The following is a 25,358-nucleotide window of genomic DNA, read 5'->3' as shown; positions in this document are numbered from 1 at the left end:
ATTCCTCTTAATCTTCTTGTACGTTGTATTTTTTATCTAGCGCATTCATGCGAGCAACATAGATAAAGATCAGTGCCACAAAGGTATAGATAGACCCTTGTTGTGCAAACCAGAACCCCAATTTGAATCCAGCAAATTGAACGGTATTAAGCGCATCAACAAATAATATCCCTGCGCCGTATGAGACTAAAAACCAGATCGTGAGCAGTCCACCCATGATCCCTAGATTTTCCTTCCAATAGGCTTGTGCTTGTTCTTTTGTTTCGAACGCCATAGCCAGCTCCTTTTTGATGTTAAAGATATGTAACCAAAAAGAGATTAGCAATGAGAAGAGAAGAAAACAGTGCAACTTTAGTCGAGCAGATAAAGATAAACGCCCAAAATATGAGTGTTTTATGTGAGGTGGATAGCTTTTTATTATGTTGATTTTATGTTAATTAATACCAAAGTCTAAGACTTTATAAAGGATTAAAATAATGAGTAGGCACCCTAACTTATTTTAACGGCTAGAGTGTTATATCAAGATTAACTTTCCATTTGTTGCAACAAAATAACCGCTTGAGTACGATTTTTAACGGCCAATTTTCTAAATATTGCCGTCATGTGCGCTTTTATTGTGGCTTCTGATACATCTAAATCATAAGCGATTTGTTTATTGAGTAAGCCATCAGATAACATACCAAGCACCTTGTATTGTTGAGGAGTAAGTGCTGCTATTTTTGTCGCCAAATCATCACAAGCAGCTGAATTTTTTATTGAACCTTTAGGAAAATAGGGATCACCAGCAAGAATTTGATTTAAGGCCGCAATGAGTGATTTCATGTCACTGGATTTAGGAATAAAGCCGAAAGCACCATGGCTTTTGACTTGAGACACAATACTGGCTTCTTCACTAGCAGAGACAACAACAATAGGTAGATCTGGATATTGAGAGCGAAGCTGTATTAATCCAGACATACCGTTACTGCCGGGCATTTTTAAATCCAATAGGAGTAAATCAGGATCGGGCTCTTTTTGTAATGCCGCAAATAACCCTTCAAGCGAATCCGCTTCTATTAAATTAGCACCACTGATTGCCATGTGAATGGATTGAAAAAGCGCATTGCGAAATAAGGGGTGATCGTCCGCGATGATAATGGTGTAGTGGTCGTCCATGGCTACAAAATTCCTTATAAGTGATTAAATAAAATTAACATCCCCTTCGGTTTTGAGCAATTATTAGTCGCTAAAGTCTGCGCTGCCTCTCTAACTCATCTGTTATTTTAAATAAACGGACATTTTTGATGGGATCTTAATATTTAAAACGAATTAAATTCTTGCTATAGACAATTAAATGAAACGAAACTAAACTTCTTTCAAATCGAAACTTATTGAGTTTGTTATGTCAAAAAGAAATACGAAACAACGTCGCCATATGATTCTTTCTTTATTAACGGAACAAGGTGAGGTGAGTGTTGAATCTCTCTCTGGTTTGTTTGATATATCAGAAGTTACCATCAGAAAAGACTTAACCGAATTAGAAAAAAATGGATTACTGATGCGTAAATATGGCGGCGCAGTTTTGATGCCATCAAATATTATACAAGAAGACACTTGTGAAGAAGTTTCGAATCGAAAGTTATCTATTGCTAATGCAGCCGTCGATCTGATTAAAGATCATAACCGGATCATTATTGATAGTGGCAGCACAACGGCGGCATTAATTAACCAATTATCGAAACGAAATGGCCTAGTAGTGATGACCAATTCATTACCCGTTGCTAATGCGCTGCAAGAAATTGAAAACGAACCAACGCTATTAATGACGGGTGGAACATGGGACAGTCATTCTGATTCATTTCAAGGTCAAGTGGCCGAATCGGTTTTAAGATCCTATGATTTTGATCAGTTATTCATTGGTGCTGATGGAATTGATTTGGAACGCGGAACAACCACATTTAATGAATTAGTAGGGTTAAGTCGCGTGATGTCTGAAGTGGCTCGTGAGGTTATTTTAATGGTGGAATCTGAAAAAATTGGTCGAAAAATTCCTAACGTTGAACTGCCATGGGACAGCATTGATGTGTTGATCACCAATAATGATTTAAGCCAAGAGCAACAACAGAAAATTGAATCACATAATGTACGAGTCATCAGAGCTCAGTGATTTAATTTATATGATACCGCTGACATTTTTGCTGCCGATCAGCGGCTATTTATAACTTAAGAAGCAATAAGAGGCTTCTTAAACCTAAAAATTTAAGATTAGAATAATTGGAGTATTGCCATGTGTGGGATTGTAGGTGCTGTTGCACAAAGAGATGTAGCTGAGATTTTAGTGGAAGGACTGCGTCGTTTAGAATACCGCGGCTACGATTCTGCAGGGGTTGCGGTTGTTGATGCTGATAGCAATTACACACGTTTACGTCGTTTGGGTAAAGTTAAAGAATTAGCCAATGCTGTAGAAGGATCACATGTCATTGGTGGTACTGGCATTGCTCATACCCGCTGGGCAACGCATGGTGAACCTTCTGAAATTAATGCGCACCCTCATGTCTCTGGCGATATTACGATTGTTCATAATGGCATTATTGAAAACCACGAAGCACTGCGTTCTTTGTTGCAAGAGCGAGGTTATGTTTTTAAATCTCAAACCGATACTGAAGTGATTGCTCATTTAGTTGAATGGGAGTTACGTACTTCAGATTCATTAATTGAAGCAGTACAAAAAACAGCAAAACAATTAGAAGGAGCTTACGGGACAGTGGTTATGGATCGCCGTGATCCAGAGCGTCTTGTGGTTGCTCGTTCTGGTAGCCCAATAGTGATTGGTCGTGGTGTTGGCGAAAACTTCTTGGCTTCTGATCAGCTTGCCTTACTTAACGTGACTCGTCGCTTTATGTATCTTGAAGAAGGTGATGTTGCAGAGATCACTCGTCGTGATGTAGTGGTTTTCGATGCCAGCGGTGAGCAAGTAGAACGTGAAATAACAGAATCAAATGCTGAGCACGATGCGGGTGATAAAGGGCAATATCGTCACTTTATGCAAAAGGAAGTATTTGAGCAGCCAAAAGCGTTAATTAATACCATGGAAGGTCGCATTACCAATGACTCTGTTGTGACTGAAAGTATTGGTGTTAACGCGGTTGAGATCTTAAATAAAGTAGAACACGTACAAATCATTGCTTGTGGAACCTCTTATAATGCAGGCATGACGGCTCGTTATTGGTTTGAATCATTGGCAGGTGTCAGTTGTGATGTCGAAATCGCCTCTGAATTCCGTTATCGTAAATTTGTAACTCGTCCAAACAGCTTATTGATCACTCTATCTCAATCAGGTGAAACGGCAGATACTTTAGCAGCACTTCGTTTAGCAAAAGAGCGTGGCTACATGGGTGCAATGACAGTATGTAACGTAGCAGGTTCATCTCTGGTTCGTGAGTCAGATTTTGCCTTTATGACACGAGCAGGAACTGAGATTGGCGTTGCATCAACGAAAGCCTTCACCACACAGCTTGCAGCGTTATTGATGTTAGTTACGGCATTAGGTAAGCAGCAAAACCGTATCTCAAAAGAAAAAGAAAAAGAGATCGTAGAAGCCTTGCATGCATTGCCTGCTCAAATAGAACAAGCGTTGTCGTTTGATAAAGAGATTGAAGCGTTAGCGCCAGATTTTGCAGACAAACAACACACGCTATTTTTAGGTCGTGGAGAGTTTTACCCAATTGCCGTTGAAGCCTCTTTGAAGCTTAAAGAAATTTCTTATATTCATGCGGAGGCTTATGCGGCAGGTGAACTTAAACATGGCCCATTAGCGTTGATTGATGCCGATATGCCAGTGGTTGTGGTTGCGCCAACCAATGATTTATTAGAAAAATTAAAATCAAACGTGGAAGAAGTGCGTGCTCGTGGTGGCTTACTGTATGTATTTGCTGACGAGCAAGCAGGTTTTGAAGCGGATGAAAACATGAAAATAATTACGATGCCTCATGTGAGTGATATTACCGCACCAATTTACTATACGATCCCGATGCAGTTACTTTCGTACCATGTAGCGTTAATTAAAGGAACGGATGTCGATCAGCCTCGTAACTTAGCGAAAGCGGTAACGGTGGAGTAGATTTTCAGCTTTAGATAATGAAATAAAAAACGACAGTCTTATGCAGGCTGCCGTTTTTATTTATGCTTTTACAAGGGTAAATTTAAATAGAAAATCAAATTCCCGCAGGTTTAAAGAGAGCTTTTAAACGTTTAGTGATCATTAAGCGAGAGACCGTAAACATCCCTGAAACTGTGCGTTGGTGTAGTCGGAAAATCGTATCGTATAAACGACGAATTAAGCGTCCTTGTAATACCAACTTTCCTTCTAAACGTGTGCCAGGAGCGAAAGTACCAACCGCAAAGTGATGGCCAACAGCAACCACCATTCCACTGTCTTGGAAAACAAAATCAGTCAACTCTTTTCCACGTAAATAACGACCTAAGCTTTTAGCTAAGTGAACTGCTGCACGGTTAGCGGCTTGAGCTTTTGGTGGAACAAAAGAACCATCCTGCTGTGGAATTGCAGCGCAATCACCAATAGCAAAGATACGAGGATCTTCGGTTGAACTCAGATTTTGATTGACGTTAATCTGGTTCATACGGTTGTAGCTTAAGTTCCCAATACCATTTAGCCAATCCGGTGCTTTTACACCCGCAGCCCAAAATTGGATATCAGCATCAAGAAATTTATCAGCATCCGTGCGCATACCATTTTCAGTCACTTCGCTAATGCGAGTTTCTAGTAATACGTTTACACCATTTCTCTCTAGCTCTTTGAATACCTTATCAGACATTTTTTGCGGGCTGTTAGGTAATACACGATGTGCGGCTTCGATAAGATTTATACTTAAAGATGAAGCGTTATAGCGTTTTAATTTTTTACTTACTCGGGCTAATTCGGCCGCTAACTCAACACCTGTTGCCCCAGCTCCTACAATGTTTATTGTGCTGTTTTTACCTTCACGTAAGATTTGGCTAATTTGGTTCCACGCTTGGCGAGCTTGACTTGCTGAATCTAAAAATAAGCAGTGGTCTTGAGCTCCTAGAGTATTAAAGTCATTACTGATGGCACCAATAGCAACCACAAGGTAATCATAGCTTAGGCCTGATTCTGTGCCATCTGGACGACGAACTAATAAGGTTTGGTTTTCACGATCGATACTCGTCATCGCACCTTGATAATGCTGGTAACCGTGATGAGCTCCGTGAGTGAAATAACAAACCGAATCTAAATCACTATCGAATGTGCCAGCTGCGATTTCATGCAGGCGAGGTTTCCAGTAATGGTGCGTTTCAGGTTCAACCAGTATGATTTCATCTTCTTTACGGGTTGATTTGGTTAATAAGGTTGATAGCTCTAAACCAGCAGCACCGCCGCCTACAACAATGATTCGGGACATAGTATTTTTCTCACAATATTTTGGCTTAGAGAGGAGGTAAATCACTCGAAAATAAACCAAAGAATAATCTTCATTACAGAGCGCAACAGTGTGTGCTGAGTTTCAATGCCTCTATTATATTTATTTCTCAATTGATGATAATGGGGGTTAAATGAAAATCACTTTTACAAATAAGTAATAGCTGTAATGTGAATATTTTATGACCCTTAGCTTTCTATCCTTGAGTTTTACCATTTACTATTTATTATATATGGAAATGCATATATCCATATTTAGGGCTTTTTATGTTACCTCATCAATTTTTTAAACTGCTTTCTGATGAAACGCGCATGCGCTGTTTGTTGCTTATCGCTCGTGAAAGTCGTTTATGTGTAAATCAACTGACAGAAGCATTAGATGAAAGCCAACCGAAGATCTCGCGCCATTTAGCCCTGCTACGCCAATCAGGTGTATTGGTTGATACGCGTGAAGGTCAGTGGGTGTATTACCAAATTAGTACCGAATTACCAGGTTGGTTAAACAAAATAATAGAGGGTTTGAAGCAATCGAATTGTTTGCAGGCTGAATATCAAAAAGACACAGATAAATTAAGCGCAATGAAAGCGTGTTGCTAAATTAAGGATTAAGACGATGAAAATTAAAGTAGGTATTAACGGATTTGGCCGCATTGGACGTTTAGCATTAAGAGCGGCATTTGATTGGCCTGAACTGGAGTTTGTGCAAATCAATGACGTCGCGGGTGATGCTCATGCCTTAGCGCATTTACTTGAGTTTGATTCAATTCAAGGGCGCTGGAAGCATGAAGTGACTACCGATGGCAGCACTATGATCATTGGTGGTCAAACGCTTAAAACAACGCAAGAAAAAGACATCGATGCGGTTGATTGGTCTGGTTGTGATGTTGTTATTGAAGCAACTGGCGTGCATCGTTCACGTTCATTTTTAGATAAATACTTAGCGCAAGGTGTTAAGCGTGTTGTTGTTTCGGCTCCGGTGAAAGAAGAAGGGGTAGCGAATATTGTAGTTGGTGTGAACGACGATATTTTTGACCCAGCGGTTCACCAAATCGTCACTGCAGCATCTTGTACCACCAACTGCCTTGCTCCAATTGTTAAGATTATCAATAACGAGCTAGGCATAGAAAACGCGGCATTTACTACTATTCATGATTTGACCAATACACAAACCATTTTAGACGCACCGCATAAAGATCTTCGTCGTGCTCGTGCGTGTGGTATGAGCTTGATCCCAACAACAACGGGCTCTGCTAAAGCGATTGTAGAAATCTTCCCTGAGCTTAAAAATAAAATTGATGGTCATGCGGTACGCGTTCCTTTAGCGAATGCATCACTGACTGACATTATTTTTGAAGTAAAAAGAGATACCACGGTTGAAGAAGTAAATCAGTTATTAAAGGATGCGGCTTATGGTGATCTAAAAGGTATTTTAGGATACGAAGAGCGCCCATTAGTATCGATAGATTACAAAGGCGACCAACGCTCAACGATTATAGATGCACTATCTACAATGCTTGTGGGTAAGCGCATGGTGAAGATTTACGCTTGGTATGACAACGAAATGGGCTATGCAACTCGTACTGCTGAGTTGGTTCGTAATGTTGGTCTAGCTTAATAGTAATGGCATTGGTTTAAGGAATTTAAAATGACACATCCAATTTGGGAACTACCGATTACTGGCACTAATGGCACATTAATTTTGACTCCGTGTCCGGGTACAAAAGGGGTTGAGCTAACGGTTTCATTAGAGCAATTAAAAGAACAAGGTGTTGAAGCGGTAGCAACGGCATTAAGCCAAGATGAATTAACAGAAAAAGGTGTAGGCTCTCTTGGTGAAGAAGTAGAGCGTCTAGGTATGAAATGGTTTTATTTGCCAATAGAGGACGATTGCGCTCCGGGTGATGAGTTTTCAGCGCAATGGAAATCAGCAACGCCAGAGCTGCAACAAGTATTGGAAAATAATGGCAAGGTAGCAATGCACTGTATGGGCGGGTCTGGCCGAACTGGTTTGCTTGCTGGGCATTTGTTATTGGATTTAGGTTGGGATCTAGACGTGATTAAGCAACAAGTACAAGCACTACGTCCGGGCGCATTCACTAAACCTGTCCAAATTGAATACATTGATGCCATTGCTAGCAAATAATCAATTGTAGATAAGGCCTCAGAAAGTGATTATCTTCAGGGGCTTTTTTATTTGAACGGATGATTTTTATGTTTTCACAATTAGGCCACAGTGTACGACAGTACATGATAGTGACGTTCAATTACTGGAACTTCACCATTACTGATGGCGCATTACGCATGTTAGTTGTGTTGTATTTCCATGAGTTAGGTTACAGCACATTAGCCATTGCTTCGCTCTTTTTGTTCTATGAATTTTTTGGTGTGGTGACTAACTTAATTGGTGGTTGGCTTGGTGCGCGTTTGGGGTTAAATAAAACCATGAACGTCGGTTTAGGGATGCAGGTATTTGCATTATTGATGCTTGCTGTGCCAACAGTGTGGCTCACTATCCCTTGGGTGATGGCGGCTCAAGCACTCTCTGGTATCGCAAAAGATCTCAATAAAATGAGCGCTAAAAGTGCGATAAAAACATTAGTGCCAAGTGATCAAGAAGGAGCTCTTTACAAGTGGATTGCTATCTTAACGGGATCTAAAAATGCATTAAAAGGAGCGGGTTTCTTTTTAGGAGGGGTTCTGCTTTCTACCATAGGATTTAAAGCAGCAGTTATTACCATGGCTGTGGTTCTTTTTGTGGTATTGATTGGCAGTTTAGCTTTTCTTGATGGAGAGATGGGTAAAGCCAAATCTAAACCTAAATTTACACAGCTGTTTTCTAAATCGAGTGAGATCAATATTCTTTCCGCTGCACGCTTATTTTTATTCGGTGCGAGAGATGTCTGGTTTGTGATCGCATTACCGATTTACTTAGGCACAACCTTTGGCTGGGATCATTCGTGGGTTGGTGGGTTTCTCGCTTTGTGGGTGATTGGTTATGGATTTGTACAAGGCTTTGCGCCAAAAATTACAGGCAAAGCAGAAGGTAAAGTGCCTGATGGCCGCGCTGCAATGTGGTGGGCTGGCTTATTAACTCTGGTTACTGGGTTTATTGCCTATGGTGTGCAAATAGGGTGGCAAGCTCAATATGTTATCGTCATTGGATTATTAATTTTTGGTGCCGTGTTTGCGATTAATTCATCGCTGCACTCTTATTTAATTGTCAGTTATGCCAAAGGTGATGGGGTGTCGATGGATGTTGGTTTTTATTATATGGCCAATGCAATGGGACGTTTAATAGGAACTATTTTATCGGGATTGGTATTTCAGATAGCAGGGCTGGCTGCCTGTTTATGGGTATCGTTTGGATTCTTACTATTGGCTACGCTGATATCGGTTAAGTTGCCTAAGAGATTAAAGGCTTAAGCTTAAGTGAGTTTCATATATAAAAAAACCACCGTTTAATCGGTGGTTTTTTTTTAGCTTAATTTAAGTGAATGTTCACTATAAATTAAAAGCCTTCCATGTTTTTAGCTTCAAGCTGTTGGAAGTATTTCACTGTTTTCACTTTCAGTTCTTGTGTTGATGGCTCATCACAAACGATTACTGATTTAGGGTGAAGTTGAAGTGCAGATACCGTCCACATGTGGTTTACAGAGCCTTCAACAGCCGCTTGCAGTGCAAGACCTTTGTTGTGGCCAGTAATTAGGATCATGATCTCTTCTGAATCAAGCAGAGTACCAACACCGATAGTTAGTGAGTACTTAGGAACAAGATCCATATCGCCACCGAAGAAACGAGAGTTAGCAATACGCGTATCTTCCGTTAGAGTCTTGATACGAGTACGAGATGCTAAAGAAGACGCTGGCTCGTTGAATGCGATGTGACCGTCGTTACCCACGCCACCCATGAATAAGTTAATGCGACCGTAAGACTTAATTTTGTCTTCGTAACGTTGGCATTCAGCTTCGTGATCATCAGAGTTACCGTTTAACAAGTTGATGTTATCAGCTTGAATATCGATGTGGTTAAAGAAGTTTTCGTGCATGAAAGTACGGTAAGATTCTGGGTGATCAGCGTCTAGGCCAATGTACTCATCCATGTTGAATGTTACTACGTTCTTAAAGCTTACTTCACCAGCTTTATGCAGCTCGATAAGTTTCTTATAGGTGTTTAATGGAGTACCGCCAGTTGGTAAACCAAGAACAAATGGACGATCTGCTGTTGGGTTGAATGCATTAATACGGTTAACGATGTGTTGTGCAGACCATGCACCTACTTGTTCAGCGCGATTTAGCGGAATTAATCTCATTTGTATACCTCAAAAAAACGTAAGTCGTAGAATCAAAAATCATTAATTCGCATTATAAAATAAGTTTCTGTGTATCACCAATGATTTTGCTCAATAAAGAAACGTTATTCTTCAACATTGGTCACGTTTGTACTTAAATGGTTCATAAATGGCCCTGCTTTCATAAATCCTGTTAATCGAGCATCAGATAAATAATCGCCATTTGCATTCCAAAAGTCGATGGTTGGTAAGCCAAGAACTTTTAGTTGCTGTAATAAGGTAATGTCTTCTGAGCTATTCTTAGTTACGTCAGCTTGCAGTAAAACAAACTCACCTAAAAGTGGTTCAACTTTTTCATTATGAAAGGTGTATTTTTCAAATTCTTTACACGCTACACACCAGTCAGCATAAAAGTCGAGCATCACTGGCTTGCCTTGTGCTTTTGCTGTTTCAAGCTCTCGGTTTAAGTCCTCAATCGTGCTTATTTTTTTAAACGTGACAGTTTGAGTGGTGGTATTTACGTCAGTATGTGTTTTACCTGAAATAGCATCAATCACCGGAATTGCTGAGCCAACAATCCCTAAGATCGCAATGATCCCAGCAATGCTTGTTTTCCATGATTGAGGCATAGTTGCTTTGACATGATAGAGCCAACCAAACGCCGCAACCCCAAGTGCAGACCAAATAAATAGTGTAATGCTATGAGAAAGAATGCGTTCTAATAAGAACACAGGAACGGCGAGTAGAATGAAGCCAAATAGTGTTTTTACATGCGTCATCCAAACCCCTGCTTTTGGTAGCAGTTTATTACCAAATACAGCGGCTAAAATTAATGGAATACCCATACCAATAGCCAGAGCATAAAGCGCAACGGCACCTGTTAGCAAGTCACCACTTTTTGCTACATAAAGTAGTGCACCAGATAATGGGGCAGTTGTGCATGGTGAGCAGACTAAACCTGAAATCGCACCCATGGCAAAAACGCCGCCTAAGTTTCCGCCTTTTTGTTGGTTACTAATGTCATTTAATTTAGTTTGTAAGCTGCTTGGCAGTTGAATGGTGTAAGCACCGAACATTGATAGGGCAAGTAGAACAAACATGATGCTCAAACCAATCAATACATAAGGATGCTGTAGTGCCGCTTGAAATTGCATACCCGCCGAAGCAACCACCAACCCAAGTAAGGTGTAAGTTAATGCCATGCCTTGAACATAAACAAAAGAGAGCTTAAAAGCGTTGCCATGAGACAGTTTACCGCCACCTAAAACAATGCCAGTTAAGATAGGATACATAGGCAATACACAAGGCGTAAACGCAAGACCAACACCAAGCGCTAAGAATAAAAATGGTGTCCACCAAGCATCACCTAAGTTGTCAGCCAGCTCTTGTTGTTGAGTTTGAGATACTTCTTTTTTCTCTGAATTCGATGATGTGTTTTTTTCTACGCTAACCGGTGCGCTATCACTTTTTGCTATAACATGTGTATTTGCCGTTTCATCTTGATATGAACTTAATGCAGTTAATTCCGATAATGGGATTTTACGGATCTCTGGTGGGTAACAGAATCCGGCTTTGGCGCAACCTTGGTATCGCACGGTTAACTCTGCATCATCACTAACCGAGATAAGAGGAACTGTGATCGTAAGAGGCTCTGTATATATGTTTACATTACCAAAAAATTCATCGTTATGAGGCGTACCTTCTTCCATGACTAAATTCGCAATTTCAGCGCCATTAGCCGTTACTGAAATTCGTTGTTGATAAAGGTAGTAATCAGGCATTACTTGCCAATCTAAATAAACTCTATCTCCTTGCTGCATGAAATTAAATGGGAAAGCTTCATTTACTGTCACAAAAGAAGAGGTTTGTTCACCTCGAAATTTAGTCAGGTCAAAAGACGCGATAGCTTGAGATGCAAAGGAGCTAAAGAGAATGAAAAATGATAAAAGGGCTGCTCGAAAACGGAGTAAGTTCGTCATGTAAAAGTCTTTATAAAAATAGATATGGATATGACTATCGAAATGGTCAAGAGTTCGACAAGTATAGTATCAATTACGTTAATGATCTGCTCCTTTCTCTTCTGCCCTTGGTGTAATTATTTTTTATTTGTCACGGTTTCGAGATCCCAACGACACTCTTTTGTCAGCTTAGAAACTATGCTTGTTGCGATGATTAATTAATAGAATGAGTCATAAGAGGACTGCGTGATGAAATACAAACATATCCTTGTTGCATTAGATCTTTCCAAAGAGAGTCATGTGTTGATTGATAGAGCCGTTTCAATGGCGGAGTTATTAGATGCAAAAGTTTCTTTTATTCATATTGATGGAACTCATGGTGAGATTTATCCGGATTTAATTGATATACAGGCTGCTCCTGAGCGTAAGCCATTAAATGAACCATCAAATAAATGGTTGACTGACTTTCAACAATATAGCGATTTTCCGATTGAAAGCTTTTGGGTAGGGACGGGGGATCTGAGCCATAAAGTTGAAGCGGCAGTGAAAGCACATGAGATCGACTTATTGATTTGTGGGCATCATCATGATTTTTTAAGTAAGATAATTTCGTATTCTCGACCGCTAATTCATCGTTCTCCTATTGATATATTGGTCGTACCGATCAGTTCATGAGCAAACAGACATAAAAAATGGCCGCTAAATTAGCGGCCATTTTGAGTAGTATATGTTCATTTTCTTAATTAAAGAATAATACCGCCGAATACAAAACCTAGTGCGACAGACGTTGAAATCGTTGCAACACCCGGAATGAAAAATGGGTGGTTAAATACAAGATTACCAATACGTGTTGACCCTGTGTCATCCATTTCAACCGCAGCAAGCAGCGTTGGGTAAGTCGGAAGAACAAACAATGCACTAACAGCAGCAAAAGAAGCAACCGCTGTAATTGGAGCAACACCAATCGCAAGGGCTGCGGGCATTAGAGCCGTTGTTGTTGCACCTTGAGAGTAAAGAAGCATTGAAGCAAAGAATAAAACGATCGCTAGCATCCACGGGTATTGTGCAAGGATCTCAGCCGAGAACTCTTTGATTTCACCAATGTGAGAAGAAACGAAAGTATCACCAAGCCACGCAACACCAAGAACACACACACAAGCACTCATGCCTGATTTGAATGTCGCAGCATTAGCAATTTTAGACGCATCAATTTTAGTGAACGTTACAATAGCAGCAGCAGCGGTTAGCATTAATGCCATAATCGCTTCGTTACGACCAATGGTTGGATGTTCAATCAGGCCAACGCTGCCACTGATCATCGTTGCATAAGCAACAACCGCAACGATAGCGACACAGAAGATGTAAACAGAAGCTTTTGCTGTTGGTAAGATCTCACGCTTACCTTCGCCATTCATCTTAATTAGGCCTTTTGCAAGACGCTCTTGATAAACCGCATCATCTTTCAGCTCACAGCCTAGGAAGTTAGCAACGAATGCACCAACCATACACGCTAGGAACGTTGATGGAATACATACTGCTAATAGCGTTAGATAATCCACACCTAGAGGCTCAAGGATACCAGAGAAGAAAACAACCGCCGCCGAGATTGGAGACGCAGTGATTGCAATTTGAGAAGCAACAACAGCGATAGAAAGTGGGCGAGAAGGACGAACACCTTGTTCTTTCGCGACTTCTGCAATAACAGGAAGTGTAGAGAATGCAGTGTGACCAGTACCTGCTAGCATCGTCATGAAATAAGTCACGATAGGGGCGTAGAAAGTAATGCGTTTTGGATTTTTACGTAAGAATTTTTCTGCTAGGTCAACCAACCAATCCATACCACCAGCCACTTGCATAGCAGCAATCGCAGTAATTACAGACATGATGATTAAAATAACGTCGATAGGAATAGAACCTGCGTCTAGTCCTAAGATCATGGTAAGAACAAGTACGCCCGCACCACCCGCAAAACCGATACCGATACCGCCAATACGTGCCCCTAAATAGATGAACAGTAGTACGACGAGAAGCTGTACAGCAATCATAGATAACTCCAGTGTTTAAATTTAAAATAATTATTCAGATTTTTATTGCACAGCTATATACAGCAAACCAATAAAAGTATGAATTATTACTTATATTTTTATAAATAAATTATTGAGAAGATAAAAAAAGCGAGCTTCAGTGAGCTCGCTATTTGAGGTGTTACGGATTAATCGTAACGTTTTGCTTTGTATTGCGGGTGCATCAGGTTCTCTACAGAGAAGATGTCATCTAATTGCTCTTCTGTTAGAAGGCCACGCTCAAGAACTACATCACGAACGTTTTTGCCTGTTTCAGCACAAATCTTACCAACAATGTCACCTTCGTGGTGGCCAATGAATGGGTTTAGGTAAGTAACGATACCGATAGAGTTAAATACGTGAGCTTCACATACTTCTTTGTTTACAGTAATGCCGTCGATACACTTGTCACGTAGGTTCACACATGCATTTTTCAAGATCTCGATAGATTCGAACAATGCTTGGCCAATAACAGGTTCCATTACGTTTAATTGCAGTTGACCCGCTTCAGCAGCGAACGTCACTGTCGTATCGTTACCAATTACTTTGAAACATACTTGGTTTACAACTTCTGGAATTACTGGGTTTACTTTAGCTGGCATGATTGAAGAACCCGCTTGAAGCTCTGGTAAGTTCAATTCATTAAGGCCAGCACGAGGACCAGAAGAAAGAAGACGTAAGTCATTACAAATCTTAGACATTTTAACCGCAGTACGTTTTAGCGCACCGTGGATCATAACGTAAGCACCACAGTCAGATGTTGCTTCGATTAAGTCTTCAGCAGCAACACATGGCAGGCCTGTTACTTCTGCTAGGTGGCGAACTGCCGCTTCTTGGTAACCCGTCGCAGCGTTTAAGCCAGTGCCGATTGCTGTCGCACCGATGTTTACTTCTAAAAGAAGCTGCGCTGTGTAGTTAAGGTTTTTCACTTCTTCTTGAAGTAGAACACCCCAAGCGTGGAACTCTTGGCCAACTGTCATTGGAACAGCATCTTGAAGTTGAGTACGACCCATCTTCAGAATGTTACGGAATTCTTGATCTTTAAGATCGAATGCCCCTTTTAGATATTCAATTGCTTCAATTAGTTTCATCATGCTGTTGTATACAGCAATACGGAAACCAGTTGGGTATGCACAGTTAGTTGATTGAGAACGGTTAACGTGATCATTAGGGTTAATGATGTCGTATTCACCTTTCTCTTTACCCATCAGTTCAAGAGCAACGTTAGCAATAACTTCGTTAGCATTCATGTTAACTGAAGTACCAGCACCACCTTGGTAAACATCTGATGGGAATTGGTCCATACACTTACCAGTTTCAAGAATTAAATCACATGCTTTGATGATGTACTCACCAACTTGTGAAGGGATAGCCCCTAATTCTTTGTTAGCTAAAGCGGCTGCTTTTTTAGTGTAGATCATGCCACGAACAAACTCAGGAACATCAGAAATAGTTACATTTGAAATGTTGAAGTTTTCCATAGCACGAAGAGTGTGAATACCGTAGTAAGCCTCTGAAGGAACGTGACGTTCACCTAGCAAATCTTCTTCAATACGAGTAGCGGTATTTGTTTTTTCTAAATCAAGCATCTGAGTCATAGTAAGCCTTTAAGGTTCTATATTTTTAATTATGGGATTCTGTCCAAGTGACCATATCTGCGAGTAGAATCCGTTCGTCAGAAGGTGATCAATATCGTACCTGATGCCTTGTTTTAACGTCATCATACACCTCTTTAGGGGTAAAAATGTTAAGTTGATCACTTTTTGAGTCTGGTTTTTGCAGAATATTTCAAATTGAGATTGCGCTCTCACTAGTTGTTAATATATTTACTTTATAGGTTATATAACTGCTACTTGAGTTAATAATATTGATGTCTGTTTACACTCTTTTACAGAGTTCTTTCTTGAAAATTGAACAGAAGTGCCGCATCTATCATAATAGAGAGATAAAAAGTGGCTTGCGGTTAATGCCTGCTACACTAAATAAAGAAATATAAAGCGAAAGATCGTCTTAAATCCAATCGAGGTGTGTTGTGTTTCCTATTCTATTACTGATGTTTATTTTTGTTCCCATTATTGAAATTGCACTATTTGTGCAAGTGGGGGGGATGTTGGGTATGTGGCCGACGCTTGGGTTGGTGCTTATCACTGCTTTTGTTGGAGCATCATTGGTTCGAAGCCAAGGTATTCAAACGTTGATGTCGGTACAATCAAAATTACAACAAGGTGAGTTACCTGCACAACAAATCGTAGAAGGCGTTATGTTGGCAGTTGCTGGCGTGTTATTACTTGTCCCTGGCTTTATGACAGATGCATTAGGCATGTTGGTTTTACTGCCTGCACCAAGAGCATATTTAGCAAAACAATTAATGAGCCGAGTTAAAGTGAATGGCATAGGAGCATCACAAGGTGGATTCCATGCCGGTTTTGGCGGTGGCTTTGACCAAAACGGTCCGTTTAATCAAGGCAACCCATTTGATCAGACAAACTACAATGATCAACAAGGTGATGTATTTGAAGGCGAGTTTCAGCGTAAAGAAGACGATCCAAATAAAACCTTAAAATAATCACAGGTTATATAAATTGAATAAAAAAAGCCGCGATCTCTTTCTATATGAATAGAGAACGCGGCTTTTTTACTGTTTGAACTTACTGACTAAGTAAGGACTAACGTTTTAGCCAAGAGCGAGGATTTTGCGCTTTACTGTTACGGCGTACTTCAAAGTACAGGGAAGGCCTATCTTGACCGCCACTGTCGCCAACAACCGCAATCGTCTCTCCTGCTTGAACCTTATCACCTTCTTTCTTCATTAAGCTTTGGTTGTAGCCATAAAGTGTCATATCACCTTTACCGTGATCGATTAACACCATTAAGCCATAACCACGTAACCAATCAGCAAAAACGACCTTACCTGAATCAACCGCTTTTACTGGTGCGCCGTATTCACTCGCTAACACCATGCCTTTCCAAGTTAATTGCCCCGTTTGTTTAGTACCAAAACTGTGCAGTGTTTTTGGATTACTAATAGGCCAAGGTAGGCGACCTTTTTGATTGGCAATACCATCCATAGGCACGTTGTTTTTTGCCTTTGCTTTTGCGATGGCAACTTTTAAGCGTTTTTCATTTTGTTGTAGTTCATTTAAATAGCCATTTTCATTTGAAATGCGTTTTTTGATATTTGAAACGGTGCTCTTACGTTTGTTTTGTGATGCTTGAAGGGTCGTTTTCTCTTTTTTGTATTGAGCGAGTAACTCACTTTGTCGCTGCTGCTGTTTAAGAAGAGAGGCTTCTTTATCTTTTAGCTGCATGGTTGTGAATTCTAATTGAGAAATAGCGCCAACTCTGGCTTCAGAGAGGCGTTGCGTGTATTGAGTTATGCGATCTATTTTAGTGACATCGTCGCCACTCAATACGTTGGATAATTGATTATTACGGCCAGTAAGATAATAGTTAACCAGTAAATCTTTTAATATCTCTATTTGCCCAATTTGCTGTTGAGCTAATTCAGACTGCTGTTGTTTTAGTTTTAAAATGGATAGTTTTACTTCATCCAGATCTTTTTCAGCACGACGAGCTTTCTTTGAGGCGTTAGCGATTGAGAGCTCATGTTTTTTAAGACTCGACTGCAGGCTGGTTAGTTCTTTTTTTTGTTTGCTTAATACTGAGTTTTGGCGTGATATTTCTTGTTTCATCCCTTTTAACTCTGCGTCGTTAGCATGAGCTGAAATTGGAAGAGTAAGTGTCAGGCACACTAACGCCGTCGTACAAATTTGACGACAAGAAAAAAGCGTATTCATAAGGGATATCTTCATCATTGCATTATTTCAGATAGAGTTGAGTCTGACTAGACTGAGTTGATATTTGGTCTCAATTGTAAAACCAATATCACAGCATTTTCTTTGTGTCGGCCTGTTTTTTTATCCTCGCTAGTCTCGGAACAAACCCTAGGGTATACTTTCGACTTAATTTTAGAGCCCACGGTAACTGAATCGCGTGAACGCATCAGATTATCTAAAACATTAGAGATAAAGAATATGGAAACATCAATCATCGATTTTGTAACCAACAACATGATTTTAGCTGTTGTTTGGGTTGGTATTATTGTTGCGTTAATTCAGAACGTAGTAAAGCAAAAAACAGCAGGCTACCAAGAGGTTGATCCTGCACAAGCAACAACCTTAATAAATCGTGAAGAAGCGATTGTTGTAGATGTTCGCTCTAAAGATGAGTTTAAATCTGGTCACATTACGGATGCGCGTCACATTTTACCAAGCGATATCAAAGCTGGTAACTTATCTGGTCTTGAAAACTCAAAAACAACCCCAATTATTGTGGTATGTAAAACAGGTCAAACCGCTCAAACTGCTGCAAATGATCTGCATGCTGCAGGCTTTGAGCAAGTTAAATTACTTAAGAATGGCCTAATCTCTTGGAATGAAGCTAACCTACCGTTAGTTAAAGGCAAAAAGTAATTGCTGATTTCCTAGGCAACTGATTCATATTGATGTGATATCTGGCTCATTTTTTAGATATCACGAATGCAGAGTAATATTACATCGTTATTCTGCGTTCATACATATTTAAATAGAAAGGACTTTTCCCATGGCTGAAGCAGCACAACAAGAACAACAGAACTTTGCAATTCAACGTATCTTTCTAAAAGACGTTTCTTTTGAAGCACCTAACTCACCAACTATGTTCCAAAAAGAGTGGAATCCAGATGTTAAACTGGATCTTGATACTCAAAGCCGTGAACTAGGCCAAGGTGTTTATGAAGTTATCCTTCGTCTAACGGTTACTGTTAAGAACGAAGAAGAAACCGCATTCTTATGTGAAGTTCAACAAGGTGGTATCTTCACTGCTGGTCAAATGGAAGAAGCTCAACTAGCACATTGCCTAGGTGCATTCTGCCCGAATATCCTTTTCCCATACGCTCGTGAAACTATTTCAAGCTTAGTGGTTAAAGGCACGTTCCCACAACTTAACCTTGCGCCAGTTAACTTTGACGCATTGTTCATGAATTACCTACAAAACCAAGCTCAAGAAAACGCAGAAGCACCAGCTCAAGCGTAATTTTTGAATATAATAAGTTGATAGTATTTGGCTATTAATTAATTTGTAGAGAATAAATGCACTTTTTTATCTAATATGATCCTATATTTTGATAACAAGTGCATTTTGTTTTTATTACCTAGTATCTTTTGATACTTGTTTTGGATGGTCACAATGACAACACAAACTGATTACTCTGATATTTCAATGACTGTACTTGGTGCTGGTTCATACGGAACTTCTCTTGCTATCTCTCTTGCTCGTAATGGCGCAAAAGTCATTTTATGGGGACATGAAGAGACGCACATGGCTCGTTTAGAAGCGGACCGTGCGAATGAAGAGTTTCTACCTGGTGTTGCTTTCCCACCATCGTTAATCATGTCTACTGATCTTGAAAAATCAGTGCAAGCAAGTCGTGATTTACTGGTTGTGGTTCCAAGTCATGTCTTTGGTTTGGTGTTAGGTAATGTGAAACCATTCTTACGTGAAGATTCTCGTGTGTGTTGGGCGACAAAAGGGCTAGAGCCTGAAACAGGTCGTTTATTAAAAGAAGTGGCAGTAGAGGCTTTAGGTGAATCACACTCATTGGCCGTACTTTCTGGACCTACTTTTGCTAAAGAACTTGCTTCTGGTATGCCAACAGCGATTGCCGTTGCATCACCTGATCAGCAATTTGTAAAAGATCTTCAAGAGAAAATTCATTGTTCAAAAACCTTCCGAGTATACGCAAACAATGATTTTACTGGCATGCAACTTGGTGGTGCGGTGAAAAACGTTATTGCTATAGGTGCTGGTATATCTGATGGTATTGGTTTTGGTGCCAATGCTCGTACGGCATTGATCACTCGCGGTTTGGCTGAAATGACGCGCTTAGGCGTAGCGTTAGGGGCTGAAGCTGAAACCTTCATGGGGATGGCGGGTCTTGGAGACCTAGTTCTTACTTGTACCGATAATCAATCACGTAACCGTCGCTTTGGTTTAGCGTTAGGTAAAGGTGCTGATGTTGATAGTGCGCAGGAAGAAATTGGCCAAGTTGTTGAAGGCTATAGAAATACCAAAGAAGTCTTTTTACTTGCAGAACGTATGGGTGTGGAAATGCCTATAGTTGAGCAAATTTATCAAGTATTGTATCAAGGAAAAGATGCAAGAGTTGCTGCGCAGGATTTATTAGCTCGCGACAAAAAATCAGAATCATAATTCAAGGATGGTATGAAAATGAAAGAATGTAAGAAACATAAAGTATGGGAATGTATTGTTCAGGAAGCGCGTGAGCAATCAGAACAAGAACCCATGCTTGCAAGCTTTTATCATGCCACCATTATTAAACATGAAAACCTTGCTGCGGCATTAAGTTATATTCTTGCCAATAAATTAGCCACGGCATCTATGCCTGCTATGGCGGTACGAGAGGTAGTAGAAGAGGCATTTGCTTCAGATCCTAGTTTAACGGATGCCGCTGCTTGTGATATCTGTGCGACGGTAAATCGAGATCCTGCTGTTTCTATGTATTCGATGCCTTTATTGTATTTAAAAGGCTACCACGCTCTGCAAGGTTATCGTGTGTCAAATTGGCTATGGAAGCAAGGACGAGTTGCACTTGCGACGTATCTGCAAAATGAAATCTCAGTCGCTTGTCAGGTGGATGTCCACCCAGCGGCAACCATTGGTAAAGGGATCATGTTTGACCATGCAACGGGCATTGTTATTGGTGAAACCGCCGTGGTTGAAAATGACGTTTCTATTTTGCAAGACGTAACACTTGGTGGTACTGGTAAAGAGTCTGGTGATCGCCATCCTAAGATCCGTGAAGGCGTTATGATTGGTGCTGGTGCGAAGATTTTAGGTAATATTGAAGTGGGTGTTGGCGCTAAGATTGGTTCATGTTCTGTTGTTTTACAGGCGGTGCCTCCTCATACAACAGTGGCCGGAGTTCCTGCAAAAATCGTTGGGCGTCCAAGCTCTGAAATGCCATCTTTAGATATGGATCAGCAATTTAATGGGAAATCTCAGACGTTTATTTCTGGTGATGGTATTTAATATTAGGTCCAGTTAATCCATTTTATTACTTGTTTTTATCGATAAAAATAGCCACTTAATTGTGGCTATTTTTGTCTTTGGACTATGAGAAACGAGAAATTATAACCCGCCTTCAAATCCCATCTGACGCCACGCTTCAAATACAATAATAGCAACGGAGTTAGATAGGTTTAAACTGCGGCTATCTGGCATCATAGGAATACGAACACGTTGTTCCATTGGTAAGCCATCAATCAAATCAGCGGGCAACCCTCGAGTCTCTGGACCGAATAACAACACATCACCTTTCTGGTAGCTTGGGGTTGTGTGATGACCAGTGGTCTTAGTGGTGCAGGCAAAGATACGGTGTTCACCTTCACTTTCATTTTCTAAATAATCAATAAATGCGGCGTAATCTTTATGACGTTTTACATGAGTTAATTCATGATAATCTAACCCTGCACGGCGAAGTTTTTTCTCTTCTAAATCAAATCCTAAGGGTTCAATTAAGTGTAGGTTTGCACCACAATTAGCAGACAGTCGAATGATGTTACCAGTATTTGGTGCGATCTCAGGTTCGTACAACGCAATATCAAACATAGTGAACTCTTGAATAAAAAGAAATTGAAAACAGTATATCGGGGGGAACTTGATATTTCGAGCTGATTTTTATAGATAGTGGCATGACTTATCTGAGATAAACCATGCCATTAGATTATTGCTCGATAGGTAAAGTAATGGTCATGCGTAGTCCACCAAGCGGACTTTTACTCGCAATGATGGTTCCACTGTGTTGATGGATAGCGCTCTCTGTAATCGCAAGGCCTAATCCTGTACCACCACTAATTCTATCTCGTGCGGTTGATACGCGGTAGAAGGGCTTAAAGATATCATTAAGCTCATCCTCAGGGACACCTTCGCCATTATCATCAACATGAATAATTAATGTCTTATCGCATTCAGTAAGATTAACCGTAATCACATCATTGCCGTATTTGATGGCATTGCGAATTACATTTTCTACCGCACTCATCAATAGGTTTGGATTGCCAAATATTGGTGTTTCGATTAAACCTGAATAAGTTAAGGTTTTAGTCATGTGCTCGGCTTCAAATTTGGCGTCTTCTAAAATATCAAACCATAACGAGTAAGCATCGATCTTTTCTCTTTCTTGATGACTGTTTACTTGTATACGAGATAGCTCTAATAGCTCAGATATCATTTGTTCAAGGCGCTCTGCCTCCATATCAATACGAGATAGTTCAGCACTTTCTCCTTGTTTACGAGTAGCAAGAGCGGTGGCCATGCGTAAGCGAGTTAGAGGAGATCGTAATTCATGTGAAATATCTGACAGCAGTCGTTGTTGACCTGAAATCATGGTATTTAATGACCCCACCATTTGGTTAAAGCTTTGTCCTGTTTTTCTAAATTCTCTCGGGCCTTTCTCTAGTGCATCATCTTTTTCAAATTGGCCTTTTGCCACTCGTTCTGCTGCGCGTTGTAAGCGTCTGGCTGGTTGGCTTAATGCCCATGCTAACCATAATAAAAATGGGGTGCTAACGAGCATGGTAACTAAAAGAAGTTGTATTGGTTTGTCTAAAATACGCAGAATAAAAGGAGGCGGTTTTTTCCAATAACGGCCCACGTACATATATACCGTTTCATGAGCGATAACGATATCAAAAGGTCCAGCCATCATGGTTCTTCCATAAAGCTTTTGCTGAGGCAGTTCTGGATTATCAGACAGCGTTAAGAAGTTAAGCAGCGCTTTTTTTCTGCCTCGTAATTCTCTTGGTTTATCTAAAATTTCACCGGTAGGAGTCGTGAAAAATAGGTCTAGATTCTCATCATGCTTATGTGCTTTATGACTGATTTCTCTTAAGGTTATTTTTAGGTTATCTCGTTCAGAGTACTTTCCTGTAATATAAGCAGCAATTTGTGTCATCTTGGTTAGGTGCTCAGCTGCAATATTATGGCGAGATCGAGGGTCAAAATTAGGGCCGATAACAACCCCAATTAAAACCAATAGTAAGGTAAACCAAAATATGGCAAAGATACGACCATATAGGCTCGAAATAAGAGGGAATTTCATTTTCTTGTTAAACAAGGATTATTCCTCTACAAACAGATAGCCACGGCCACGTAAGGTTTTAATACGAGGCTTTCCTTCTGACAAAGGAGGGAGTTTTTTACGTAGATTTGAAACGTGCATATCAATAGCACGATCAAAAGGAGCAAGGCGCTTACCAAGTACTTCTAGGCTGAGTTCTTCTTTAGATATGATCTCTCCTGGTTTTTGAATAAATTGAGATAGTAATCCAAACTCTGTGCCGGTTAAATCGAGTAATTCACCATGGTTATAAGCTTCTTGTCTACCGATGAATATTTCAATGCCTTGATATTTAATACTACTACTGCTCTCTTTGGTTTTGCTTTGTGTGCGACGTAAAATAGCGCGAATACGGGCCAGAAGTTCTCTATCACTGAATGGTTTTGGTAGGTAATCATCAGCACCGAGTTCTAAACCAATGACGCGGTCAATCTCTTCCCCTTTTGCTGTTAGCATTAGTACTGGCGTTTCATTGGTTTCACGCAGCTTTCGTAGCATGTCCATGCCATTCATTTTTGGCATCATGATATCAAGCAGGATCAGATCCAGATCATCGGTAATCGCTTCAAGGCCTTCAATACCATTATTCGCTTCTACAACATGATAGCCCTCTAAGCTTAGGATATCTTTTAATAATGCGGTTAGCTCAACGTCGTCATCAACCAATAAAATTTTTGCCATTCTCATTCACCTGCGTAATATCTTCTGAATATAGTATCGCCAAATAAACGGATGAATACCAATATTGATAATGACCTTTACGTTGCTTTACGCTCAAAATACACACATTTACGTTGACTGGGCTATTCTTATCCCATACCAAGCAGCAACGCGCTGACTTTGATTGAAATAAATTTTCTGTAACGGAGATAACACAATGAATATGATAAAAAAAATGGTTTTAGGCGCAGCGGTTCTACCTCTTTATTTCGCTTCTGCATCAGCGTTTGCTGCTGGTGAAAGCCATCATGAAGGTGGAATGAAGGGCGAAGGCATGCATGGTGGAAAATGTATGATGAAAGCCAATAAAAAAGCGTTTAAAGAGTTAGATCTTACTGATGCACAAGAAGACCAATTTGATGAAATGCGTGATGCTCGTAAAGCTGAAATGAAAGCGAAAAAAGGTCAAAAACGTCAACCAACCACTGAGATGAAAGCGGATCACGAAGCAATGCAAAACTTAATGTTAGCGGATAACTTTGATGAGCAAGCGGTGCGAGATTTGGCTGAGAAAATGTCACAACGTCAAATTGATCGTCGTGTTGAAATGATGAAGAAACGTCATGAAATGATGAATATTTTAACACCAGCTCAAAAAGCAGAATTTAAAGCAAACCAAAATAAATACATCGCAGATTGTGCTAAATAATTAGATTTAATCAAAAATAGATAAAAGCGAGCCTTTATGAAAATAGAGGCTCGTTTTTTTATATTAGAATGTTGTTGAGGATATATTAATAATTGGGATAACGATTATTGAATTAAGGCTTTATACTAAGGATTGATTTTGTAAGTATTGGAAAAAAAGATGACCCAACGATACGCTTCTTTAGTCACCATGGCTGCATGGCTTGCAACCATTGTTGCGACAATTTTAATGTTATTCAAATTAGGAACTTGGTGGGTAACAGGCTCGGTAAGTCTCTTAGCATCTTTAGTTGATTCCTTGCTTGATATGGGGGCATCAATTACCAATCTTTTCGTTGTTCGTTATGCATTGCAACCAGCTGATGAAGAGCACAGCTTTGGTCATGGTAAGGCTGAATCATTAGCGGCACTGGCCCAAGCGATGTTTATCTCTGGTTCTGCCTGTTTCTTATTATTGAATGGTGTAGAGCGCTTTTTCCGTCCTCAAGATGTTATAGCTCCCGAGCTCGGTGTTTATGTCAGTGGTTTTGCTATTGTTTTAACCCTTGGCCTTGTGATGGTCCAACAGTGGGTAGTAAAGCAAACGGGTAGCCAAGCAATTGCCGCGGACTCATTGCATTATAAAACCGATTTATTTATGAATGCAGCAATCATGCTAGCCTTAGTATTAAGCTGGTATGGATGGCATCAAGCCGATGCTATCTTTGCTCTTATTATTGGTGTTTATATTTTAATTAGTGCCTTTAAGATGGCGTATGAAGCAATCCAATTGTTACTCGATAGACAACTGCCAAAGGAAGAATTAGAGCAGATAAGAGAAGCGTGCTGTCGTGTGGAAGGCGTTAAAGGTATTCATGACTTACGAACCCGTTTAGCTGGCCCAACCCGATTTATTCAATTGCATTTAGAGCTGCCAGATCAGATGCCATTAGTTGAAGCGCATCGAATTGCGGATAAAGTCGAAGATGAACTTTTAACAGTATTCCCACATTCTGATATTATAATTCATCAAGACCCACTTTCAGTTGTGCTAGACTCAGACAAAGAGCAAACTCAGTTCCAGTAA

Annotated in this window: 25 protein-coding genes; 14 read left to right on the top strand and 11 right to left on the bottom strand. The window is 40.2% G+C overall.

All coding sequences use genetic code 11. The annotated features are described in order from the left end of the window. Positions 1-7 precede the first annotated feature (7 nt). Positions 8-274 carry a DUF4212 domain-containing protein gene (locus PVK62_RS12490; protein ID WP_274442321.1) on the bottom strand — a complete coding sequence of 89 codons (267 nt, stop codon included), beginning with the start codon at positions 272-274 and terminating at the stop codon, positions 8-10. 251 nt (positions 275-525) lie between these two features. Beyond that, positions 526-1,155, bottom strand: coding sequence for a response regulator (locus PVK62_RS12485; protein WP_274442323.1), 630 nt, complete (start codon positions 1,153-1,155; stop codon positions 526-528). Positions 1,156-1,381: 226 nt separating this feature from the next. Here PVK62_RS12485 and PVK62_RS12480 point away from each other — a divergent pair, with 226 nt between their 5' ends. Continuing rightward, complete coding sequence (locus PVK62_RS12480) at positions 1,382-2,146, top strand: DeoR/GlpR family DNA-binding transcription regulator (protein ID WP_274442324.1); 765 nt, start codon at positions 1,382-1,384, stop codon at positions 2,144-2,146. A 120-nt stretch (positions 2,147-2,266) separates the two neighbouring features. Further along, positions 2,267-4,099: a glutamine--fructose-6-phosphate transaminase (isomerizing) gene (glmS, locus tag PVK62_RS12475; protein ID WP_274442326.1), complete on the top strand. Its 1,833-nt coding sequence runs from the start codon at positions 2,267-2,269 to the stop codon at positions 4,097-4,099. A 94-nt stretch (positions 4,100-4,193) separates the two neighbouring features. Here glmS and PVK62_RS12470 read toward each other — a convergent pair whose 3' ends face one another. Further along, the gene (locus tag PVK62_RS12470) at positions 4,194-5,420 is read right to left on the bottom strand and encodes an NAD(P)/FAD-dependent oxidoreductase (protein ID WP_274442328.1); all 1,227 of its coding nucleotides are present in this window, start codon (positions 5,418-5,420) and stop codon (positions 4,194-4,196) included. 284 nt (positions 5,421-5,704) lie between these two features. On the opposite strand from PVK62_RS12470, the gene PVK62_RS12465 reads away from it, so the two are divergent. The 4 genes from PVK62_RS12465 to arsJ all read left to right on the top strand — a co-directional run bounded on the left by PVK62_RS12465 (position 5,705) and on the right by arsJ (position 8,860). Continuing rightward, the gene (locus PVK62_RS12465; RefSeq protein WP_274442330.1) at positions 5,705-6,034 is read left to right on the top strand and encodes a metalloregulator ArsR/SmtB family transcription factor; all 330 of its coding nucleotides are present in this window, start codon (positions 5,705-5,707) and stop codon (positions 6,032-6,034) included. A gap of 16 nt (positions 6,035-6,050) precedes the next feature. Then, positions 6,051-7,052 carry an ArsJ-associated glyceraldehyde-3-phosphate dehydrogenase gene (locus PVK62_RS12460; protein ID WP_274442332.1) on the top strand — a complete coding sequence of 334 codons (1,002 nt, stop codon included), beginning with the start codon at positions 6,051-6,053 and terminating at the stop codon, positions 7,050-7,052. A gap of 30 nt (positions 7,053-7,082) precedes the next feature. Continuing rightward, positions 7,083-7,580, top strand: coding sequence for a phosphatase domain-containing putative toxin (locus tag PVK62_RS12455; protein WP_274442333.1), 498 nt, complete (start codon positions 7,083-7,085; stop codon positions 7,578-7,580). 68 nt (positions 7,581-7,648) lie between these two features. Beyond that, the gene (gene arsJ / locus PVK62_RS12450) at positions 7,649-8,860 is read left to right on the top strand and encodes an organoarsenical effux MFS transporter ArsJ (protein WP_274442336.1); all 1,212 of its coding nucleotides are present in this window, start codon (positions 7,649-7,651) and stop codon (positions 8,858-8,860) included. An 85-nt stretch (positions 8,861-8,945) separates the two neighbouring features. Here the strand turns inward: arsJ and nagB are convergent, their stop codons facing one another. Then, entirely contained in the window at positions 8,946-9,746 is an 801-nt protein-coding gene (gene nagB, locus PVK62_RS12445) for a glucosamine-6-phosphate deaminase (RefSeq protein ID WP_274442338.1), read from the bottom strand. Between the two features lie 104 nt (positions 9,747-9,850). After that, positions 9,851-11,704, bottom strand: coding sequence for a protein-disulfide reductase DsbD (locus tag PVK62_RS12440; protein WP_274442340.1), 1,854 nt, complete (start codon positions 11,702-11,704; stop codon positions 9,851-9,853). Positions 11,705-11,932: 228 nt separating this feature from the next. Between PVK62_RS12440 and PVK62_RS12435 the strand changes: the two genes are divergently transcribed. Further along, positions 11,933-12,358, top strand: a complete 426-nt coding sequence (locus tag PVK62_RS12435; protein ID WP_274442341.1) for a universal stress protein — start codon at positions 11,933-11,935, stop codon at positions 12,356-12,358. A gap of 68 nt (positions 12,359-12,426) precedes the next feature. Here the strand turns inward: PVK62_RS12435 and PVK62_RS12430 are convergent, their stop codons facing one another. Together PVK62_RS12430 and aspA are read right to left on the bottom strand one after the other, a co-directional pair. Then, the gene (locus PVK62_RS12430) at positions 12,427-13,728 is read right to left on the bottom strand and encodes an anaerobic C4-dicarboxylate transporter (RefSeq protein WP_274442342.1); all 1,302 of its coding nucleotides are present in this window, start codon (positions 13,726-13,728) and stop codon (positions 12,427-12,429) included. 167 nt (positions 13,729-13,895) lie between these two features. Beyond that, entirely contained in the window at positions 13,896-15,344 is a 1,449-nt protein-coding gene (aspA, locus tag PVK62_RS12425) for an aspartate ammonia-lyase (RefSeq protein ID WP_274442343.1), read from the bottom strand. Between the two features lie 434 nt (positions 15,345-15,778). Here aspA and PVK62_RS12420 point away from each other — a divergent pair, with 434 nt between their 5' ends. Beyond that, a complete protein-coding gene (locus tag PVK62_RS12420; RefSeq protein WP_274442344.1) occupies positions 15,779-16,312 on the top strand; it encodes an FxsA family protein in 534 nt (177 codons plus the stop codon). 100 nt (positions 16,313-16,412) lie between these two features. On the opposite strand, the gene PVK62_RS12415 is transcribed toward PVK62_RS12420, so the two are convergent. Continuing rightward, a complete protein-coding gene (locus PVK62_RS12415) occupies positions 16,413-17,543 on the bottom strand; it encodes a murein hydrolase activator EnvC family protein (protein WP_274442346.1) in 1,131 nt (376 codons plus the stop codon). A gap of 237 nt (positions 17,544-17,780) precedes the next feature. On the opposite strand from PVK62_RS12415, the gene PVK62_RS12410 reads away from it, so the two are divergent. The 4 genes from PVK62_RS12410 (at position 17,781) to cysE (ending at position 20,835) form a co-directional block, all read left to right on the top strand. Next, complete coding sequence (locus PVK62_RS12410; RefSeq protein ID WP_274442347.1) at positions 17,781-18,218, top strand: rhodanese-like domain-containing protein; 438 nt, start codon at positions 17,781-17,783, stop codon at positions 18,216-18,218. Between the two features lie 130 nt (positions 18,219-18,348). Then, a complete protein-coding gene (secB, locus tag PVK62_RS12405; protein WP_274442348.1) occupies positions 18,349-18,819 on the top strand; it encodes a protein-export chaperone SecB in 471 nt (156 codons plus the stop codon). Between the two features lie 144 nt (positions 18,820-18,963). Then, positions 18,964-19,995: an NAD(P)H-dependent glycerol-3-phosphate dehydrogenase gene (gene gpsA, locus PVK62_RS12400; RefSeq protein ID WP_274442349.1), complete on the top strand. Its 1,032-nt coding sequence runs from the start codon at positions 18,964-18,966 to the stop codon at positions 19,993-19,995. 18 nt (positions 19,996-20,013) lie between these two features. Next, complete coding sequence (gene cysE, locus PVK62_RS12395; protein WP_274442525.1) at positions 20,014-20,835, top strand: serine O-acetyltransferase; 822 nt, start codon at positions 20,014-20,016, stop codon at positions 20,833-20,835. A 99-nt stretch (positions 20,836-20,934) separates the two neighbouring features. On the opposite strand, the gene PVK62_RS12390 is transcribed toward cysE, so the two are convergent. The 3 genes from PVK62_RS12390 to PVK62_RS12380 form a co-directional block, all read right to left on the bottom strand. Continuing rightward, positions 20,935-21,414 (bottom strand): tRNA (cytidine(34)-2'-O)-methyltransferase, encoded by a 480-nt coding sequence (locus PVK62_RS12390; protein WP_274442350.1) that lies wholly within the window; start codon positions 21,412-21,414, stop codon positions 20,935-20,937. Positions 21,415-21,529: 115 nt separating this feature from the next. Further along, a complete protein-coding gene (cpxA, locus tag PVK62_RS12385; protein WP_274442526.1) occupies positions 21,530-22,906 on the bottom strand; it encodes an envelope stress sensor histidine kinase CpxA in 1,377 nt (458 codons plus the stop codon). Positions 22,907-22,924: 18 nt separating this feature from the next. Then, a complete protein-coding gene (locus tag PVK62_RS12380) occupies positions 22,925-23,605 on the bottom strand; it encodes a response regulator (RefSeq protein WP_274442351.1) in 681 nt (226 codons plus the stop codon). 196 nt (positions 23,606-23,801) lie between these two features. Here PVK62_RS12380 and PVK62_RS12375 point away from each other — a divergent pair, with 196 nt between their 5' ends. Both PVK62_RS12375 and fieF read left to right on the top strand, forming a co-directional pair. After that, on the top strand, positions 23,802-24,293 hold the full coding sequence (locus PVK62_RS12375) for a CpxP family protein (protein WP_274442353.1): 492 nt from the start codon (positions 23,802-23,804) through the stop codon (positions 24,291-24,293). Positions 24,294-24,452: 159 nt separating this feature from the next. Next, on the top strand, positions 24,453-25,358 hold the full coding sequence (gene fieF, locus PVK62_RS12370; protein WP_274442355.1) for a CDF family cation-efflux transporter FieF: 906 nt from the start codon (positions 24,453-24,455) through the stop codon (positions 25,356-25,358).

Origin of the sequence: Aliivibrio sp. S3MY1 (genome assembly GCF_028765575.1) — a bacterium.
GTDB lineage: Bacteria > Pseudomonadota > Gammaproteobacteria > Enterobacterales > Vibrionaceae > Aliivibrio.
Note: the sequence above shows the minus strand (reverse complement) of the source record. Positions and strands in the feature narration are given on the sequence as shown.

Coding starts and splice junctions, on each gene's coding strand:
- PVK62_RS12490 (WP_274442321.1), bottom strand. CDS start 274: ATGGCGTTCGAAACAAAAGAACAAGCACAAGCCTATTGGAAGGAAAAT.
- PVK62_RS12485 (WP_274442323.1), bottom strand. CDS start 1,155: ATGGACGACCACTACACCATTATCATCGCGGACGATCACCCCTTATTT.
- PVK62_RS12480 (WP_274442324.1), top strand. CDS start 1,382: ATGTCAAAAAGAAATACGAAACAACGTCGCCATATGATTCTTTCTTTA.
- glmS (WP_274442326.1), top strand. CDS start 2,267: ATGTGTGGGATTGTAGGTGCTGTTGCACAAAGAGATGTAGCTGAGATT.
- PVK62_RS12470 (WP_274442328.1), bottom strand. CDS start 5,420: ATGTCCCGAATCATTGTTGTAGGCGGCGGTGCTGCTGGTTTAGAGCTA.
- PVK62_RS12465 (WP_274442330.1), top strand. CDS start 5,705: ATGTTACCTCATCAATTTTTTAAACTGCTTTCTGATGAAACGCGCATG.
- PVK62_RS12460 (WP_274442332.1), top strand. CDS start 6,051: ATGAAAATTAAAGTAGGTATTAACGGATTTGGCCGCATTGGACGTTTA.
- PVK62_RS12455 (WP_274442333.1), top strand. CDS start 7,083: ATGACACATCCAATTTGGGAACTACCGATTACTGGCACTAATGGCACA.
- arsJ (WP_274442336.1), top strand. CDS start 7,649: ATGTTTTCACAATTAGGCCACAGTGTACGACAGTACATGATAGTGACG.
- nagB (WP_274442338.1), bottom strand. CDS start 9,746: ATGAGATTAATTCCGCTAAATCGCGCTGAACAAGTAGGTGCATGGTCT.
- PVK62_RS12440 (WP_274442340.1), bottom strand. CDS start 11,704: ATGACGAACTTACTCCGTTTTCGAGCAGCCCTTTTATCATTTTTCATT.
- PVK62_RS12435 (WP_274442341.1), top strand. CDS start 11,933: ATGAAATACAAACATATCCTTGTTGCATTAGATCTTTCCAAAGAGAGT.
- PVK62_RS12430 (WP_274442342.1), bottom strand. CDS start 13,728: ATGATTGCTGTACAGCTTCTCGTCGTACTACTGTTCATCTATTTAGGG.
- aspA (WP_274442343.1), bottom strand. CDS start 15,344: ATGACTCAGATGCTTGATTTAGAAAAAACAAATACCGCTACTCGTATT.
- PVK62_RS12415 (WP_274442346.1), bottom strand. CDS start 17,543: ATGAATACGCTTTTTTCTTGTCGTCAAATTTGTACGACGGCGTTAGTG.
- PVK62_RS12410 (WP_274442347.1), top strand. CDS start 17,781: ATGGAAACATCAATCATCGATTTTGTAACCAACAACATGATTTTAGCT.
- secB (WP_274442348.1), top strand. CDS start 18,349: ATGGCTGAAGCAGCACAACAAGAACAACAGAACTTTGCAATTCAACGT.
- gpsA (WP_274442349.1), top strand. CDS start 18,964: ATGGTCACAATGACAACACAAACTGATTACTCTGATATTTCAATGACT.
- cysE (WP_274442525.1), top strand. CDS start 20,014: ATGAAAGAATGTAAGAAACATAAAGTATGGGAATGTATTGTTCAGGAA.
- PVK62_RS12390 (WP_274442350.1), bottom strand. CDS start 21,414: ATGTTTGATATTGCGTTGTACGAACCTGAGATCGCACCAAATACTGGT.
- cpxA (WP_274442526.1), bottom strand. CDS start 22,906: ATGAAATTCCCTCTTATTTCGAGCCTATATGGTCGTATCTTTGCCATA.
- PVK62_RS12380 (WP_274442351.1), bottom strand. CDS start 23,605: ATGGCAAAAATTTTATTGGTTGATGACGACGTTGAGCTAACCGCATTA.
- PVK62_RS12375 (WP_274442353.1), top strand. CDS start 23,802: ATGAATATGATAAAAAAAATGGTTTTAGGCGCAGCGGTTCTACCTCTT.
- fieF (WP_274442355.1), top strand. CDS start 24,453: ATGACCCAACGATACGCTTCTTTAGTCACCATGGCTGCATGGCTTGCA.